Below are 14,401 nucleotides of genomic sequence, written 5' to 3' on the forward strand. Positions count from 1 at the left end.
ACATCCTGGCAAAACCAAAGGTTTTGCCGTTAATTATAATGCACTTGACTATAATAACTTTTTTGCTGTTATTGACCTTCTTCCATAATCAATAACTTCAACATCAACAAACTCTCCAATTTTTAAGTTTTTCTCTTTTATTCCAACCAAAATGGGGTAACTACCAAATTGCCTACCGAAGAATAAGTCATCTCTCTCCTTAACCTCAACAAAAACATTTTTTAATATTGTTCCTTTTGGAACCACCCTTTTTAGCATTGGATTATCGATTTCCTTTCTAACCTTTTCTTTAAAACTTAAAAATAAACTTTTTCTTTTTTTGGCTTTTTCAACATCTTTAATGGTTAATTCAGTTCCAAAGAATGGAACCACCTGCCTTATATTTATCCTTCTCAACATTAAACCTCTGTCATAAATCTCCTTTAAATATTCATAGTTTATTCTAAATGTTTCTTTTGTTTCTCCTCTTAATCCATAAAGTAAGTTGATTCCAGGTAGGAGGTAGGGCAATCCTGTCTCACTCCTTTTTCCTCCAATTTCATTCAATATTTCCACTGCTTTCAAAACATCCTCCGGTGTTGTTAGGAGGTTGTTCTTTTTAATAACCTTTTCATCAAAACTCTCCACACCAAATGCAGCAACATTTCCTCCAGTGCAATATCTAACCAAAATTTTTGCAACTTCTCTGCTTTCCTCTTCATGTCTTGCTATTACAGCAGGATTGGCATTGTCTATATGCAAAACCTCTGGATTTACCACATTCCAAATGCCCTTAAAAAGTTTCTCAATCTCTTCCACATTTGGCTTTGGAACTTCTTCCTTTTCACTTTCTTTTGATTTATATGAGAATATGCATGGTTGCCTTCCAATTCTGAAGTATTTAATTCCATAACTATATAAAGCTTTAATTTCCTCAATTATGTCCTTTGCATCTCTATAGTTGGGAGTTCCAAATCTCCTTGGCTCTGTGCAAAAACTACATCCCCCACTCAAAGCCCTTGCACATCCCCTATAGGTTTCAATCTCAGCAATTATGTATGGATAAGAAGGGTGTTGCTTAACTATCTTTGCCCCTCTAATGGCAAACTCTCTTAACTCATCGTAGGTTCTTAATCTTTTTGTATCGATATTCTCAATTTTGCAATTATTCAAAAAATAATCATGCAAAACTGCCTCAGCATCTCCTTCTATGATAATATCAAAGAATGCCTTTAATTTACTCTCATCTTTTATGGTTCCTCCTTCAATGGATGAGCCGAATTTTGTTGCCGCTGGTCCTGCAAGAATTTTTAGGCCTTTGAAGTTATAAAGCAGAGAGACAATTTCTCTCAATGTTGCGGGATTTGCAGTTAAATACTTTCCTGGTGTGTGAAATCCACAAATAGCAATTATTGCATCGAATTTATTAAAATCAAACGTTCCTCTAATTTCTCTCAATTTATCGATAGTTATATAATGCACTTCTTGGTTAAATTTATCTAATACACCTGCAATGTATCTTGGATATATGCCTATGTAAGGGGGAACTCCTAATCCTGCTGGCTCATCAGTATAGCCATCTAAAATTAAAAACCTCATAGAATCACCACAAAAATGTTGTCGATGATGAATAGTTTCGCTGATTTTATGATGAACCGTATGAGCACTGAGACAACATCACTCTTTAAGCATTATCTTGATATTTTTACCTCTCAACTTTCTTTTACATTATTCGTCATACCAAAAAACTCTTTTATCTCATCATATAATTCAATGATGATTGCTATTCTTCATCAAAAATAATCTATTAAAGAATTAATTTCTAATTGTCAAATTAAAAATCTATTTTTTACATAGAAATAGATAATCAACGCAATTAAATGCAAAATATAAACTAAAATTCCAAACATTAAAAACTTAATAGCACTTATCTTTCCATCTGATAACCTTAAAGTTATTAAATTTGCAAAGGAAGCAATTAAAGTCCCATTTCCTCCAACATTCACTCCATAGGCAATTGGTAGCCAATTATTGTATATATTTGATAATAAAATAGTTGTTGGGACGTTTGAGATTATCTGAGATAATAATGATGCATATATCATAGTTAATATGTCGTTTTCATAGCTAATTTTAAACAACTCTATAACTCCTAACCTTTTCAGACCTTCAATATCAATAAACAATGCACAAAATGTTAAAATGAAGAGGTAGTCAATCTTTATTCTTTTAATGAATGCAATGGGAAGGATTACTGGCAATAAATAGATATAATTAAAAATGCCCAAGATTGATGCAATAACAAGCAGAAATATTGCTAAATAACTCAACCACTCTTTTTTAAATTTTTGGGTTTTTACTGTATTTACATCAACATTCATCTTTTTAAATTCCAAAAATGGGATTAAAATCAAAATACCTAAAATTTCAAATGGTATCATGTTTATTATGAACTCCATAAGATTTAAATTGTAGTGATAATAGATGAATAAATTCTGCGGATTTCCAAAAGGGGTTAAAGCACTCCCAATGTTTGCTGAAATCCCTTCAAGCATAAGAATTTTTCTTAGGTTGATGTTGCAGTATTTTGTCATAATTAAAGTTATTGGAATTATAACAAAGAGTGCAATGTCATTTGTTACAAACATAGAGAGTAGTAGGGTTAATAAAATTAGAACAATGAAAATTCTATTTGTTTTTTCTATTATCTTCAAAGAAATCCATTCTAAAAACCCACAATCCTTTAAAAGATTCACAACCACCAACATGTAAAATAAACTAAAAATTGTCTTCCACTCTACGATATCCAATATCTCAATTGGTTTTATTAGGAAGATTAAAAATAATATTGAAATAAAGATAAAAAATAAAAATATTGTCTCATCAATGTTAATTCTAACCATAGCTTTATTCCTTCCATTTGTTATAATATTTTAGAAATATTTCATCCTTAGTTAAATTATAAAGCCATAACATTTGCAATCTATGAAGATGTTCATAATGTTTATTGCACCTATGGCCTAAAGCATCGTAATAACTCCAATCATTATCATCATAATCAGAAATGAAAGCTTTTATTGATTTAACCCCCTCTCTATATAAAAAATTTGCATTTTTATTGTTGGTTTTATTTGCAAATTCCCCAATCCATATAACAGAAGTTATAAACCCATTTAAAACATAAGGTGGGTTATTTGATGCATATTCTGGATACCAATAGTAAGTTTTATTATTTCTTTTCCTTATTTTTAATAACCCTCCTCTCTCAACTGGAACTTTAAAGGCATTTAATGCTTTATTAGCCAATATTAAATATCTTTCATCCCCAGTTGTGTTATATGCCAAGTATAATGTTTTTAAACATCCTGCCTGACATAATGAGCCTGCCCATCCTTTTGATAAATTATACTCTGGATAATCAAAATTATACCTCCAAATAATAAAGGTAATATTTGTTCCATTTAAATTAACGGTTTCTTCTTCTGATTGAGATATTAAATATTCGGTTAAAAATAAACCCCTCTTTAAACAATTTTTTGCTTTTTCTTGATCTTCATTTTTTAATTTAAGATATTTATAAAAACATTTCCTTGCTTCATCATTTACATTGTGGGGAGTTATTTGATAGCCTATGTATTTTCCATTTATAGTTCCATAATAAGTTACTGGCATATTGACATTTTCAACTGTAAATGGTTTTGGATTCTCAATATATTGAATAATTGGATTTTCAGAATATGTTATCTGGGAAATTCCAGTAAAATAACCAAAAATAAATGATAATGCCAATGATAATATTGCAATAGGTATCACAATATACCTTTTAATATTTTTAAGCATACTACCCCTCACCATTATTTGTTAGTTATATTTAAGAAGTAATCTAAGAATTCCAACCCTCCCCCATAATTTACAGCCTTTGGATGAATTGATAGGCAGAATTGATGCTGCGAAGATTTATAATCAATCTCAGCCAAAATTTCAGCTGGTTTGACAAGATTTTCTGGAAGATACCATGTATATTCTTTATTAGTTATTATAATTTTTTTAATTGAATTATTTTCTTTTTTTAATATGTAGTAATCCATAATGATTGTAATATTTTTATTCAAAAATATTTCTTCTGCATCTTTTGATATTTTATACCTTGGGGGAATAAAATATTTTATTTTTTTAGTATTAAACTCACAGTCATTCAATATTTTAAATGAATTATTCAGTTTTTCTTCTGCAACAGTTTTATTACAGTTAAATTCTTCGCCTATGTGGTTGTATCCATGATATTCTATATGATAACCTTCATTTTCTAAGTGATGTAGGTATTTAACAAATTTAGGATACTTCTTAAGGTTGTATTTGTTTGCGTGATTAACGATAATAAATAGGTAGGTTCTATCTTGATAGTTGTGTTTGTTTATTATTTTTTCAATATCCTTCAATTCATTGAAATATTTTGGACTAACATCATGAATAAAAATTATTGGTTTTTTGGTAGTGTTATTTGATATGTTATTTGATATATTACCTAAAGGATCAATTTCATGACTATTACTCACTTCAAAAGTAAATATTATTAATAAAACCAATATAACTGCTGAAAAAATAAAATAAAGTAATTTTCCCATAAAATCCCCCCTTTGAAGTAAAATAAACAATAATAAAATAAACAATAACTATGCATTCTATTTTTTATACATTCTCACACAGATATTTTAATGCCTCTTCTTCCATAAAGTGCAATTTTCCAGGGATGATTATGCAATGTAATGGCTTTCCAAAGTCATAATTAATCAAATCCTTTATTTTACCATAAACCAACTTTGGCTTTAAACTTCCCGCCCTTGCGACTACAACAACCTTTGTATTCTCAGTTATTACATTTTCCTTTCTTCTTTTTTCCAATTCTAAGAGAATTTTTAATCCCTCATTTGCCGTCATGAATTTATTTTTATCTGCATGGATATCTAAGAGGCACAATGTATGATACCCCATCTTTAAATTTTCCTTTATAACATCATAAGGCGTCTCTGGGAAATAGTTTGGTTCTGGGAAGACAATTGATGTTGTTTTACCAAATTTATACAATTGCAAACCAGTTATCCCAACTGCTGAGTAGATAGATGGGGCATTTATAATAATAACATCAATTCCTCTCTTTTTTGCCTCAACTGCTAAATCAACATGGGTTGTTGCAACCATTGGGTCTCCAGCAGTTAGAAACATGATATCTTTTTCTTTTGCCTCTTCAATCAATTTTTCTGTTTCATATTCAACTTTTTCCCTGCTTAATACCTCAATTTTTCTTCCAAGGGTTTCTTCTATTTTTTCAATGGTTGTTCCTGTCAAAACTGCAGTGTAAAATTCTGCATAAATTTTATCCACTTTTTTAGCAAATTCTAAGGTTTTTAATGGCATATCCTTTTCATCATATAATCCCAACCCTGCCAAAATGAGCATAATCTCACCAAAACTTGAAGTTTGACATTTTTAAAAGTCATATTATTTTTCGCCACAAATTCTAAAACAAACCCCATAATCTCCCAAATAGTTAATAATAAATATAGGGTAGATAAAGATGCATTCAAAACCATTATTATCGGAACCATCAATATATTTAAAACTTTTGGCAAATTTATAGTCATTCTGCGAGAGTGAGTGTCATAATATTATCTTGAATTTCCAATTTGCAATGTTTAGCAGACATTTAATTAAAATTTAAAGTTGGACAAGTGTCATCTACAGTCGTTTGCGTTATAAATGGTTGAAAATTTAATTAAAATTAAAGAATGTCTTTCATCCCCTATCAAAATTCCATTATGTCAAAATACATGCAAAAAACCGTATATACAATGGTACACGGTGAAATTGTGGATGAGTATTTACTGTTCTTTATAATTATTGCCACAGTGTTTATTGTCCCTAATTTATTGAGGAAGTTTAACGTTCCTGCTATAACGTCAATTATGTTGGCGGGTATTTTGATAGGGCCCCATGGTTTAAATATTCTTCAAGTTGATGGAACTTTAAAGATATTTTCTTCATTTGGAGCGATATTTTTGATGTTTTTGGCTGGCTTGGAAGTTGATAATGAAACTTTGAGGGAAGAGTTTAAAAACTCTATGGTAGTCAGTTTATTTTCCCTCCTAATACCCGGTGTTGGTGGATACTTGGTTGGGCAATATTTAGGGCTTGGATTTGCTGGGAGTTTGTTGTATTCAGTTATATTCGCTTCCCATTCCGTTGGAATTGTCTATGCATTAATGGATGAGCTTAAAATGGTTAAAACAAAGTTGGGAACGATGATGTTGAGTGCAACTATATTGATTGATTTGATTACGTTAATATTATTGTCTATTGTCATTAAGTTGAGTGAAACAAATGCAATAACATCAGATATCTGGATGTTTTTAATATATGCTGGGTTATACATTGGGGGGTTGTTATTAACAATCCCATATCTATCAAAAATCATCTTTAAAAACCTTGAAAAACTCCATATCCAAAGGATTCATTTTGTATTGTTTATTATACTAATCTCCATACTAATTGGTGAGCATTTGGGGCTACACCCAATCGTTGGGGCATTTATAACAGGTGTTGCCGTTAGTGAAGCATTGACTAAAGAGGAATACGATGAACTACTAAACAAAAATTTAAATGCCATTGGTTATGGATTTTTTATACCAATATTCTTCTTAGTTTTGGGTATGGAGACAAATGTAGGAGTTATATTTAACTTAAACAATTTAGAACTTGTGCTAATAACTATTGTTAGTGCTGTATTGTTAAAATTAACCTCTGGGTTAATATCATTGAGGATTTTGGGGTATGATAAGTTAAAGAGTTTTGTCGGTTCTCTCTTAACAGTTCCAAAAATCTCCGCTTCATTGGTTGCGGCATCAGTTGGTAGAGAGTTGGGAATTATATCAGATGATGTCTTTGTTGCGATAGTTGCCCTTTCCATTGTAACGGCTATGATAACACCAATAGGGGTTAAGAGCATTGTTGTCAAGCATCTTGATAGGTTTTTGGGGGATGATTAGATTTTTATGGCAAACAATATTTTGTCGTATAAATTAAAAATTCGCACACAACTATGCTCGCTTCGCTTAGCAAACCTCTAATTGAAACCTCTAAATGAAACCTTTAAAAAAGGTTTCATCCAAATCGGATGCACTACCTCGCTTCGCTCGGTAGTGCCTCTTAGTTTTTAATAGCATATATTAAATTTCCTAATTAACTTTTCTTGCTTTTATATACCCCCTGTTGAATTTTGGTACTAGAAAATTGGGAAAAAGTATTACTGATTTTTTCAAAGGAAAATGGATATTTTTGGAATATTTATTTTATTTGAGTTTATTTTATTGTTTTAATTTTGATTTGGTTTTAAATAGAATAAAATAAGTTCTAATTATCGAGATTTATTAGCGTGGTTGTGCATTTAATTTAAAAATAACATGCACAATCTTTCTTAGCTTTATAAAGGTTTCAATAATTGGGCAGTAAGAAAAATGACCTAAAAAAAGAGGTTGTCGAAAAATTATTTCATCAATGAATTTAAATATTACTCTCTAATACTAATAACTCTCATTAGTGTTAAAATATTATGAACGATTGCTACTGCTAAAGTAGCTCTACATCTACTTTCAGGTAGTTTTTCATTTAGAGTTAATCTAAATTTAGTTTTTAGCCCTCCAAATATCGCTTCTATTACCCCTCTAATTTTATACAGTTTCTTATCAAACAATTTTTTAACTTTCTTTCTGATTTTAGAAATACCGTAATCCCATTTAAACTCTTTTGTTTTAACTATTGGAATGAGGTCTATAGATAACAACTCTCTAAGTAAATCTTCATCATCGTAACCACCATCCAACAATATTATCGCACCTTTCACAAAATCTAAAGATTTTATCATTTTTAGTAAGTTTTTACTGTCTGAACTATATCCATTATCCCATTTTACCATAACAATCGAAATTAATCCATAATCTTTATAATAGCAAGCTAATACGTGCATTTTGTCAAAAACCCGATACTTTACCTTTTTTATTTCATTATTCACAACTCTGATTCTTTCACAATACACTCTTAATAAATGGACTCCAGTGGAATCAGCTATGTAAATTATAACCGATGATTTTAACGAATTAGCAATAATTAAGTGTAATCCAACGATTATTTTAGTTAAATCGCTTATTTTAATCCTCTGAAAAGCTTTTCCGTATGTGGAGCTATCTATATGCTTTTTATGTAAATAATCGGAAAGAGTTTCTAAATCTCTTAAACTAATTCTAAAAATGTGTTTTATTATTAGAGTAGCTATATATTCATTGTAACTTATAGCTAAAGGCCTTCCTACTTTGCGTTTTTCTTTATATGGAAGTAAAATATTTATAATAAATGAAACAAAATCATAAGTGTACTTAATATTGAATATCTTAAACCTCTTATCGTAGGCTTTCCAGTATCCTTTTCTTTTGGTTTTTCTGCCGCTCATAATTATTATTACTATTATTTATAGTATTCGTATTTTTCGACAACCTCCTAAAAAAAGAAACATTTATATAGGAGTTCGGGCATAAAATAAGGACAGAAGTTAAGGGTTTGAATACTCAGTCCATTAAAACAAGGATGGAAACACTAAGCAAAATAAAGAGTTTATGAAGTTACTACAAGAAAGTTTGAATACTCAGTCCATTAAAACAAGGATGGAAACATTACAATAACATCTTCATCATCAACTAAAACATACCTTCTAAGTTTGAATACTCAGTCCATTAAAACAAGGATGGAAACCGGTTGGCATGATGTTGAGTATTTAGTGGCAACGTTTGAATTACTCATCCATTAAAACAAGGATGGAAACTTTCTATTATTATTGTTTTGTAATCATGTTCAAGTTTGAATTACTCATCCATTAAAACAAGGATGGAAACCGTGGTCTAAATCTTCTATGTGTTATTCTTCTATAGTGTTTGAATTACTCATCCATTAAAACAAGGATGGAAACTAATAACCTCAGCCTGTCCCTTTGTAAAACCAACAGTTTGAATTGCTCATCCATTAAAACAAGGATGGAAACATTTTGACCGGGCATACTCCAATAACAATTATATCTGGTTTGAATATCTCATCCATTAAAACAAGGATTGAAACAAAATAAGGATTCAACACACTAAAATTTTACAACCCAAAATCCATTAATTTAAATTAATAAATAATAATTAAGATGAAAAAGTAATAAATTTACTTTTTTTCTATGAAATCTCTTATCCTATACAGCATCTCAAAGGCATCTTTCCTTTTTATATCTTCCTCATTTTTAAAAAATTCTAATAGTTTTTCTTTTTTCTCTCCACTAAAATCTGTCCTATCAAGAACGTTTTTAAATGTTCTTAATGGATAGTATAGGGACTTTGCTATTTTTATTAATAAATCTCCTTCTTCTTTGCTGATTAGTCCTTTTTCAACAGCATTTTTCACCATAAACCTAAAGCTTACAAGAGAGAAAGATATTTGGTTAAAGTTATCATCAAACGTAACTGCAACCTCATCATCATCAACAATAACCCCTTCTTTGTAAAGTTTATAAACTTTCCCTACTCCAATCATCCCATGGACATCTAACTCAGATGCTCTTAAAGCCCCCATTGACCCAGCCCCAAATATAACTTTGCCTTCCTTTAACCTATGCAGAATTTCCCTATGCCCTACGGCAGTGTTCTGCAAAAATACACCATCAATTATGCCAATAACCTCATACTTATCTATGATTGGATTTAGTAGGTCCCCTCTTTTTATGGGTGGGAAAACATCAGCATCAATAACTGCCTTAATCTCATCTTCCTTTAATGTAAGTTTTGAAAATATTGCTATCTTCATAATTTCACCAATAAATTTTGTTTAAACCTATAACCTCTCCCACAATGCCTCAAAATATTCCTTCTCTTTCTTTAAAACATTTTTATCCCTAATAGCAATGCTTGATTCTCTATTTTCAAACAACCCGCTATCTGTCCAATTGTGGCTACCAACAACAACAGTATCATCAACAATAACCAACTTATTATGCACACGTGTTTTGGAATATTTCACAGAGATTCTCTCACTTGCTAAGTAGTTTTTTACTTCTTTGTTTGATTCTACTTCTTTATTTAAAATTATTCTAACCATAACTCCCCTTTTTCTCGCTTCAATTAGGGCATTTAGTAGTTCTTCCGTTTGTTTGCATCTAAACATGGAAAACATTATAATATCAATCTCTTTTTTTGCAGATTTTATGAGGTTTAAAACATAATAAAAATATTTTTCATCATTTAGAACAACAATATCCTTATCTTCATCTATAATTTCTTCTGTGGTATCTTCTAATTTCTGTATTAGGATTTTTATTTTTTTATTTATTATTATTGTCATGAATGTTAGCGTTATTGATATTACTAACAACATAACCAACAAAAATGTATTAAAATTCATAGTATCCCCCTCTATTTATTTGAGCTTAAATTATTTAAGTTTAATAAGTTTAAATTTTCAAATTATTTTCAACCCCTTTCAAAAACCTAAAAATTATAAATTACTTTTTTTATATTTTTTTATATTGTCATTTATGTGGGGGATAAATTATGTCCATATTTTTCTTCAAAAGAAAACCAGAAAAAGAAGTTATGGAGCTTATAAAATACCACATAAACTTATCAAAAAAAGCTATAGAAATACTAAAAGAATTTTTGGATGATAAAGATAAAGAGCATTTAAATAAAATTACGTCTATCGAAAAAGAAGGGGATGAAATAAGAAAAAAAGCAATATTTAAGCTTTATGAGGCATTTCTTCCAAGTATGAGGAGGGAGTTAAATTACTCAATAGAAATTTTGGATGAGGTGTTAGATAGTGTCAATCATGGAGCAAAGATCTATGATTTGATGACTTTTGAGTTAGATAACAACATAAAAGAAAAATGCAAATTGGTTCTTGACATGTCCATTGAGATGCTTGATTGTTTGGTAAATGCAGTTAATGCTTTTGAAGAGGGGGGAAACTTTAGCGAGCATATAAGAATAATAAAGCAGAGAGAAGAGGAAATTGATGACATTCGTCATGAGATCTATAGATATATGGTTAGTATGGAGATCAATAATTTTTGGGAAGGGAAGTTGATGAGTGATTTCGTTGATATGATAACCAATATAAGTGATTTAATTGAAGATGTGGCAAATGAGTTCCAAGTAATATACTCAAGTTAAAAAGCTGACCTCCTCTCCGCCCTAAAGGGCGGAGGTTCCCATGGGAAACACCCTCTCATCCTCGTCGCCGAGGCGTCATTGGGCAGGTTATGTTCATCAGGCTGGGTCAGGCAGCCTTCGAAGAATATAATGGCAAAATCCTTTGGATTTTGCCGTATAATTTATGGAATACTTGTATATAAATTCATCGATATCAAATCTCCTCCGCTCTAAAGAGCGGAACTTCCTTGACAACAAAATAATGGTGATTAAAATAATCGAGATACTTATTGGGTTGTATATAGCTTTTGTAATAGGGGCAAATGATGCTGCAAACGCTCTTGGCACAACTGTTGGGGCAAAGTTGATGAGCTATAAGAGGGCAGTCCTTTTATTTGGAATTTTTGTTCTTATTGGGTGTTTAAATGCCCACAATGTTGGACACACGATGAGTTCTATTGTAAGTGGGGATGTAACACTGCCCTTAATAATAGCAGGGATAATAATAACTTTCCTAACATTTAAAAAAATTCCTATCTCTACACATCAAGTAATCGTTTCTGCATTAGTTGGTTTAAACTTGAATTCTGCTGATTTAAATCTTTTTGTTAAAATTGTTGGTAGTTGGATTGTATCCCCAATCCTTGCAGGAATTTTGGCATACATAATTTACAAGATTTTTGAAAAATTGGAGATTCCAATATTAAAGAGAGAGAACTTTTTAAAATATGGGTTGATATTTAGTGGGGGTTTAATTGCGTATAACTTAGGGGCTAATGATTTGCCAACAGTCCTCGGAACAGTATCTAGTGAACTATCAATCTTTGTTGTTGGGGCTATTGCCTTATGGATGGGGGCGTTGTTTTTTGGGAAGGGAGTTTCAGAAACCGTTGGGATGAAACTTGTTGAGTTAAACCCACTTCCAGCATTTATTGCCCAGTTATCAGCAGGGCTGGCGGTATTTGTGTTTACTCAATTCGGAATGCCTGTCTCCACAACCCAAGCAATTATTGGAGGGGTTGTTGGAGTAGGATTAACAAAGGGTATTAAGACGGTAAGTTGGAGAACGTTGAGAAATGTTGTGTTAGGATGGATTTCAGCCCCCACATTTGCATTGGTTATAGGCTATTTAATACAACCTCATTTTTAAAAAATTATAAAAATACCTAACATAACATTTTTATAATCAAAATGTGGGTGGTTTAATGCAAGAGATGGAGAAGTATATAGAAGAGGAAAAGAAGTACCATCTCCAAACTTATGGAAGATTACCTGTTGTTTTGGTTAAAGGAGAAGGAATGTATGTTTATGATGTTAATGGAAAAAAATATGTTGATTTCCTCGCTGGAATTGGAGTTAATAATGTGGGGCATTGTCATCCAAAAGTCGTTGAGGCAATAAAGAAACAGGCAGAGACACTTATCCACACATCAAACATCTACTACACAATCCCACAAATAGAACTTGCAAAAAAACTTGTTAATTTGAGTGGACTAAATAGAGCATTCTTCTGCAACAGCGGGGCCGAGGCAAATGAAGCAGCAATAAAATTGGCAAGAAAATACGCAAAGGAAATTTTAGGCAAAGATGGTGGAGAAATTATAACGATGGAAAATGCCTTCCATGGAAGAACGATAACAACAATAACTGCAACACCAAAACCAAAATATCAAAAGGGCTATGAGCCATTAACTCCAGGGTTTAAATATGTCCCATTTAATGACATTGAGGCGTTGAAGGAGAGTATAACAGATAAAACAGTTGCCATAATGCTTGAGCCAGTTCAAGGAGAGGGAGGAATACACGTCGCAGATAAAGAATACTTAAGAGCTGTTAGAGATTTGTGTGATGATAAAAATTTGGTTTTAATATTTGATGAGGTTCAATGTGGAATGGGGAGAACTGGGAAAATGTTTGCCTTTGAGCATTATGGTGTTAAGCCAGATATCTTAACTCTTGCAAAAGCATTAGGAGGAGGAGTGCCAATAGGTGCAATGCTCGCTAAGGAGGAAATAGCAAAAGCAATGGGTTATGGAGACCATGGAACAACCTTTGGAGGAAATCCACTGGCATGTTCTGCTGCATTGGCTACAATTGAAGTTATTGAGGGTATTTTGGGGCATGTTGAAGAGATGGGAAAATACTTCATGGATAAATTGGAAACATTAAATAAAAAATATCCATTTATAAAAGAGGTTAGAGGTTTAGGATTGATGCTTGGGATGGAATTGGAATTTAACGGAGGAGAAATCGTTAAGAAGATGCTTGAAAAGGGCTATTTAATAAATTGTACATCTGATGTTGTTTTGAGATTTTTACCACCTTTAATTGTTGAAAAGGAGCATATAGATGGATTAATTAAGGCGTTAGATGAAGTATTTAGTGAAATGAATAACAAATAAGGAAAATTTTAGTTGAATTTTTATTTTTTGGTGGAGAAGATGATTAGAGAAAAGAGAAAAGTGGAGGTTATTGGGCTCGAACTACCAATTTTTAAAGGAAATGAACATGTAAATTTGGCAGAGTTGATTGCCCAATACCCATTGGAAGATGGAGATGTTATTGTTATTGCTGAAACACTAATATCAAAAGTTGAAGGCAATATTTTAAAGAAAGAGGATATAAAACCATCAAAAGAGGCAATAGAACTTGCTAAAAAACTTGGAAAAGAACCAGAAGTTATGCATGTTATTTTAGATGAGGCGAAGGAGATTGTGAAAATTGGGAAGAACTTTATAATAACCGAGACAAAGCATGGTTTTGTTTGTGCCAATAGTGGAGTAGATGAGAGTAATGTGGATGGCATAAAACCACTTCCAAAAAACCCAGACGAAAGTGCTGAAAAAATAAGGAAGGAAATTGAAAAAATAACTAAAAAGAAAGTTGGGGTTATAATATCTGATAGTGTTGGAAGGCCCTTTAGAAAAGGAGCAGTAGGAGTAGCGATTGGAGTTAGTGGAATTTTGGCATTATGGGACAGGAAGGGAGAGAAGGATTTATTTGGGAGGGAGTTGAGGACAACAGAAGTGGCTATTGCTGATGAATTGGCGAGTATGGCTAATGTTGTTATGGGAGAAGCAAATGAAGGTATCCCAGTTGTTATTATTAGAAATGCACCAGTTCCTTTTGGGAATGGGAAAGGGAAGGATTTAATTAGAAAGAAGGAAGAGGATGTTTTTAGAAATTAAAGGTGG

At 31.5% G+C, this 14,401-nt stretch carries 13 protein-coding genes; 5 read left to right on the forward strand and 8 right to left on the reverse strand.

The window, feature by feature from the left end:
• Nucleotides 1-48: 48 nt before the first annotated feature.
• The 5 genes from METIG_RS05885 to dph5 form a co-directional block, all read right to left on the reverse strand.
• Complete coding sequence (locus METIG_RS05885) at nt 49-1,578, reverse strand: radical SAM protein (RefSeq protein ID WP_013799308.1); 1,530 nt, start codon at nt 1,576-1,578, stop codon at nt 49-51.
• Between the two features lie 230 nt (nt 1,579-1,808).
• On the reverse strand, nt 1,809-2,882 hold the full coding sequence (locus METIG_RS05890; protein WP_013799309.1) for an SLC13 family permease: 1,074 nt from the start codon (nt 2,880-2,882) through the stop codon (nt 1,809-1,811).
• Between the two features lie 4 nt (nt 2,883-2,886).
• A complete protein-coding gene (locus METIG_RS05895; protein WP_013799310.1) occupies nt 2,887-3,819 on the reverse strand; it encodes a D-glucuronyl C5-epimerase family protein in 933 nt (310 codons plus the stop codon).
• Between the two features lie 14 nt (nt 3,820-3,833).
• Complete coding sequence (locus tag METIG_RS05900) at nt 3,834-4,604, reverse strand: DUF2334 domain-containing protein (protein ID WP_013799311.1); 771 nt, start codon at nt 4,602-4,604, stop codon at nt 3,834-3,836.
• Nucleotides 4,605-4,668: 64 nt separating this feature from the next.
• Nucleotides 4,669-5,436 (reverse strand): diphthine synthase, encoded by a 768-nt coding sequence (dph5, locus tag METIG_RS05905; protein ID WP_013799312.1) that lies wholly within the window; start codon nt 5,434-5,436, stop codon nt 4,669-4,671.
• A 359-nt stretch (nt 5,437-5,795) separates the two neighbouring features.
• Here dph5 and METIG_RS05910 point away from each other — a divergent pair, with 359 nt between their 5' ends.
• Nucleotides 5,796-7,022 carry a cation:proton antiporter gene (locus tag METIG_RS05910; RefSeq protein ID WP_013799314.1) on the forward strand — a complete coding sequence of 409 codons (1,227 nt, stop codon included), beginning with the start codon at nt 5,796-5,798 and terminating at the stop codon, nt 7,020-7,022.
• Nucleotides 7,023-7,543: 521 nt separating this feature from the next.
• Here the strand turns inward: METIG_RS05910 and METIG_RS05915 are convergent.
• From METIG_RS05915 to METIG_RS05925, 3 genes are all read right to left on the reverse strand, one after another.
• Nucleotides 7,544-8,479, reverse strand: a complete 936-nt coding sequence (locus tag METIG_RS05915) for a transposase (RefSeq protein ID WP_013798476.1) — start codon at nt 8,477-8,479, stop codon at nt 7,544-7,546.
• 749 nt (nt 8,480-9,228) lie between these two features.
• Entirely contained in the window at nt 9,229-9,864 is a 636-nt protein-coding gene (locus METIG_RS05920; protein ID WP_013799315.1) for a TfuA-related McrA-glycine thioamidation protein, read from the reverse strand.
• Between the two features lie 27 nt (nt 9,865-9,891).
• Nucleotides 9,892-10,458, reverse strand: a complete 567-nt coding sequence (locus tag METIG_RS05925; protein ID WP_013799316.1) for a phospholipase D-like domain-containing protein — start codon at nt 10,456-10,458, stop codon at nt 9,892-9,894.
• A gap of 149 nt (nt 10,459-10,607) precedes the next feature.
• Between METIG_RS05925 and METIG_RS05930 the strand changes: the two genes are divergently transcribed.
• From METIG_RS05930 to METIG_RS05945, 4 genes are all read left to right on the forward strand, one after another.
• Nucleotides 10,608-11,228 (forward strand): TIGR00153 family protein, encoded by a 621-nt coding sequence (locus METIG_RS05930; RefSeq protein ID WP_013799317.1) that lies wholly within the window; start codon nt 10,608-10,610, stop codon nt 11,226-11,228.
• Nucleotides 11,229-11,391: 163 nt separating this feature from the next.
• Nucleotides 11,392-12,357 (forward strand): inorganic phosphate transporter, encoded by a 966-nt coding sequence (locus METIG_RS05935; RefSeq protein ID WP_013799318.1) that lies wholly within the window; start codon nt 11,392-11,394, stop codon nt 12,355-12,357.
• A 55-nt stretch (nt 12,358-12,412) separates the two neighbouring features.
• Nucleotides 12,413-13,609, forward strand: coding sequence for an acetylornithine transaminase (locus METIG_RS05940; RefSeq protein WP_013799319.1), 1,197 nt, complete (start codon nt 12,413-12,415; stop codon nt 13,607-13,609).
• Between the two features lie 39 nt (nt 13,610-13,648).
• The gene (locus METIG_RS05945) at nt 13,649-14,395 is read left to right on the forward strand and encodes a coenzyme F420-0:L-glutamate ligase (protein WP_013799320.1); all 747 of its coding nucleotides are present in this window, start codon (nt 13,649-13,651) and stop codon (nt 14,393-14,395) included.
• Nucleotides 14,396-14,401 lie beyond the last annotated feature (6 nt).

Source organism: Methanotorris igneus Kol 5, from assembly GCF_000214415.1.
Lineage (GTDB): Archaea > AGJL01 > Methanococci > Methanococcales > Methanococcaceae > Methanotorris > Methanotorris igneus.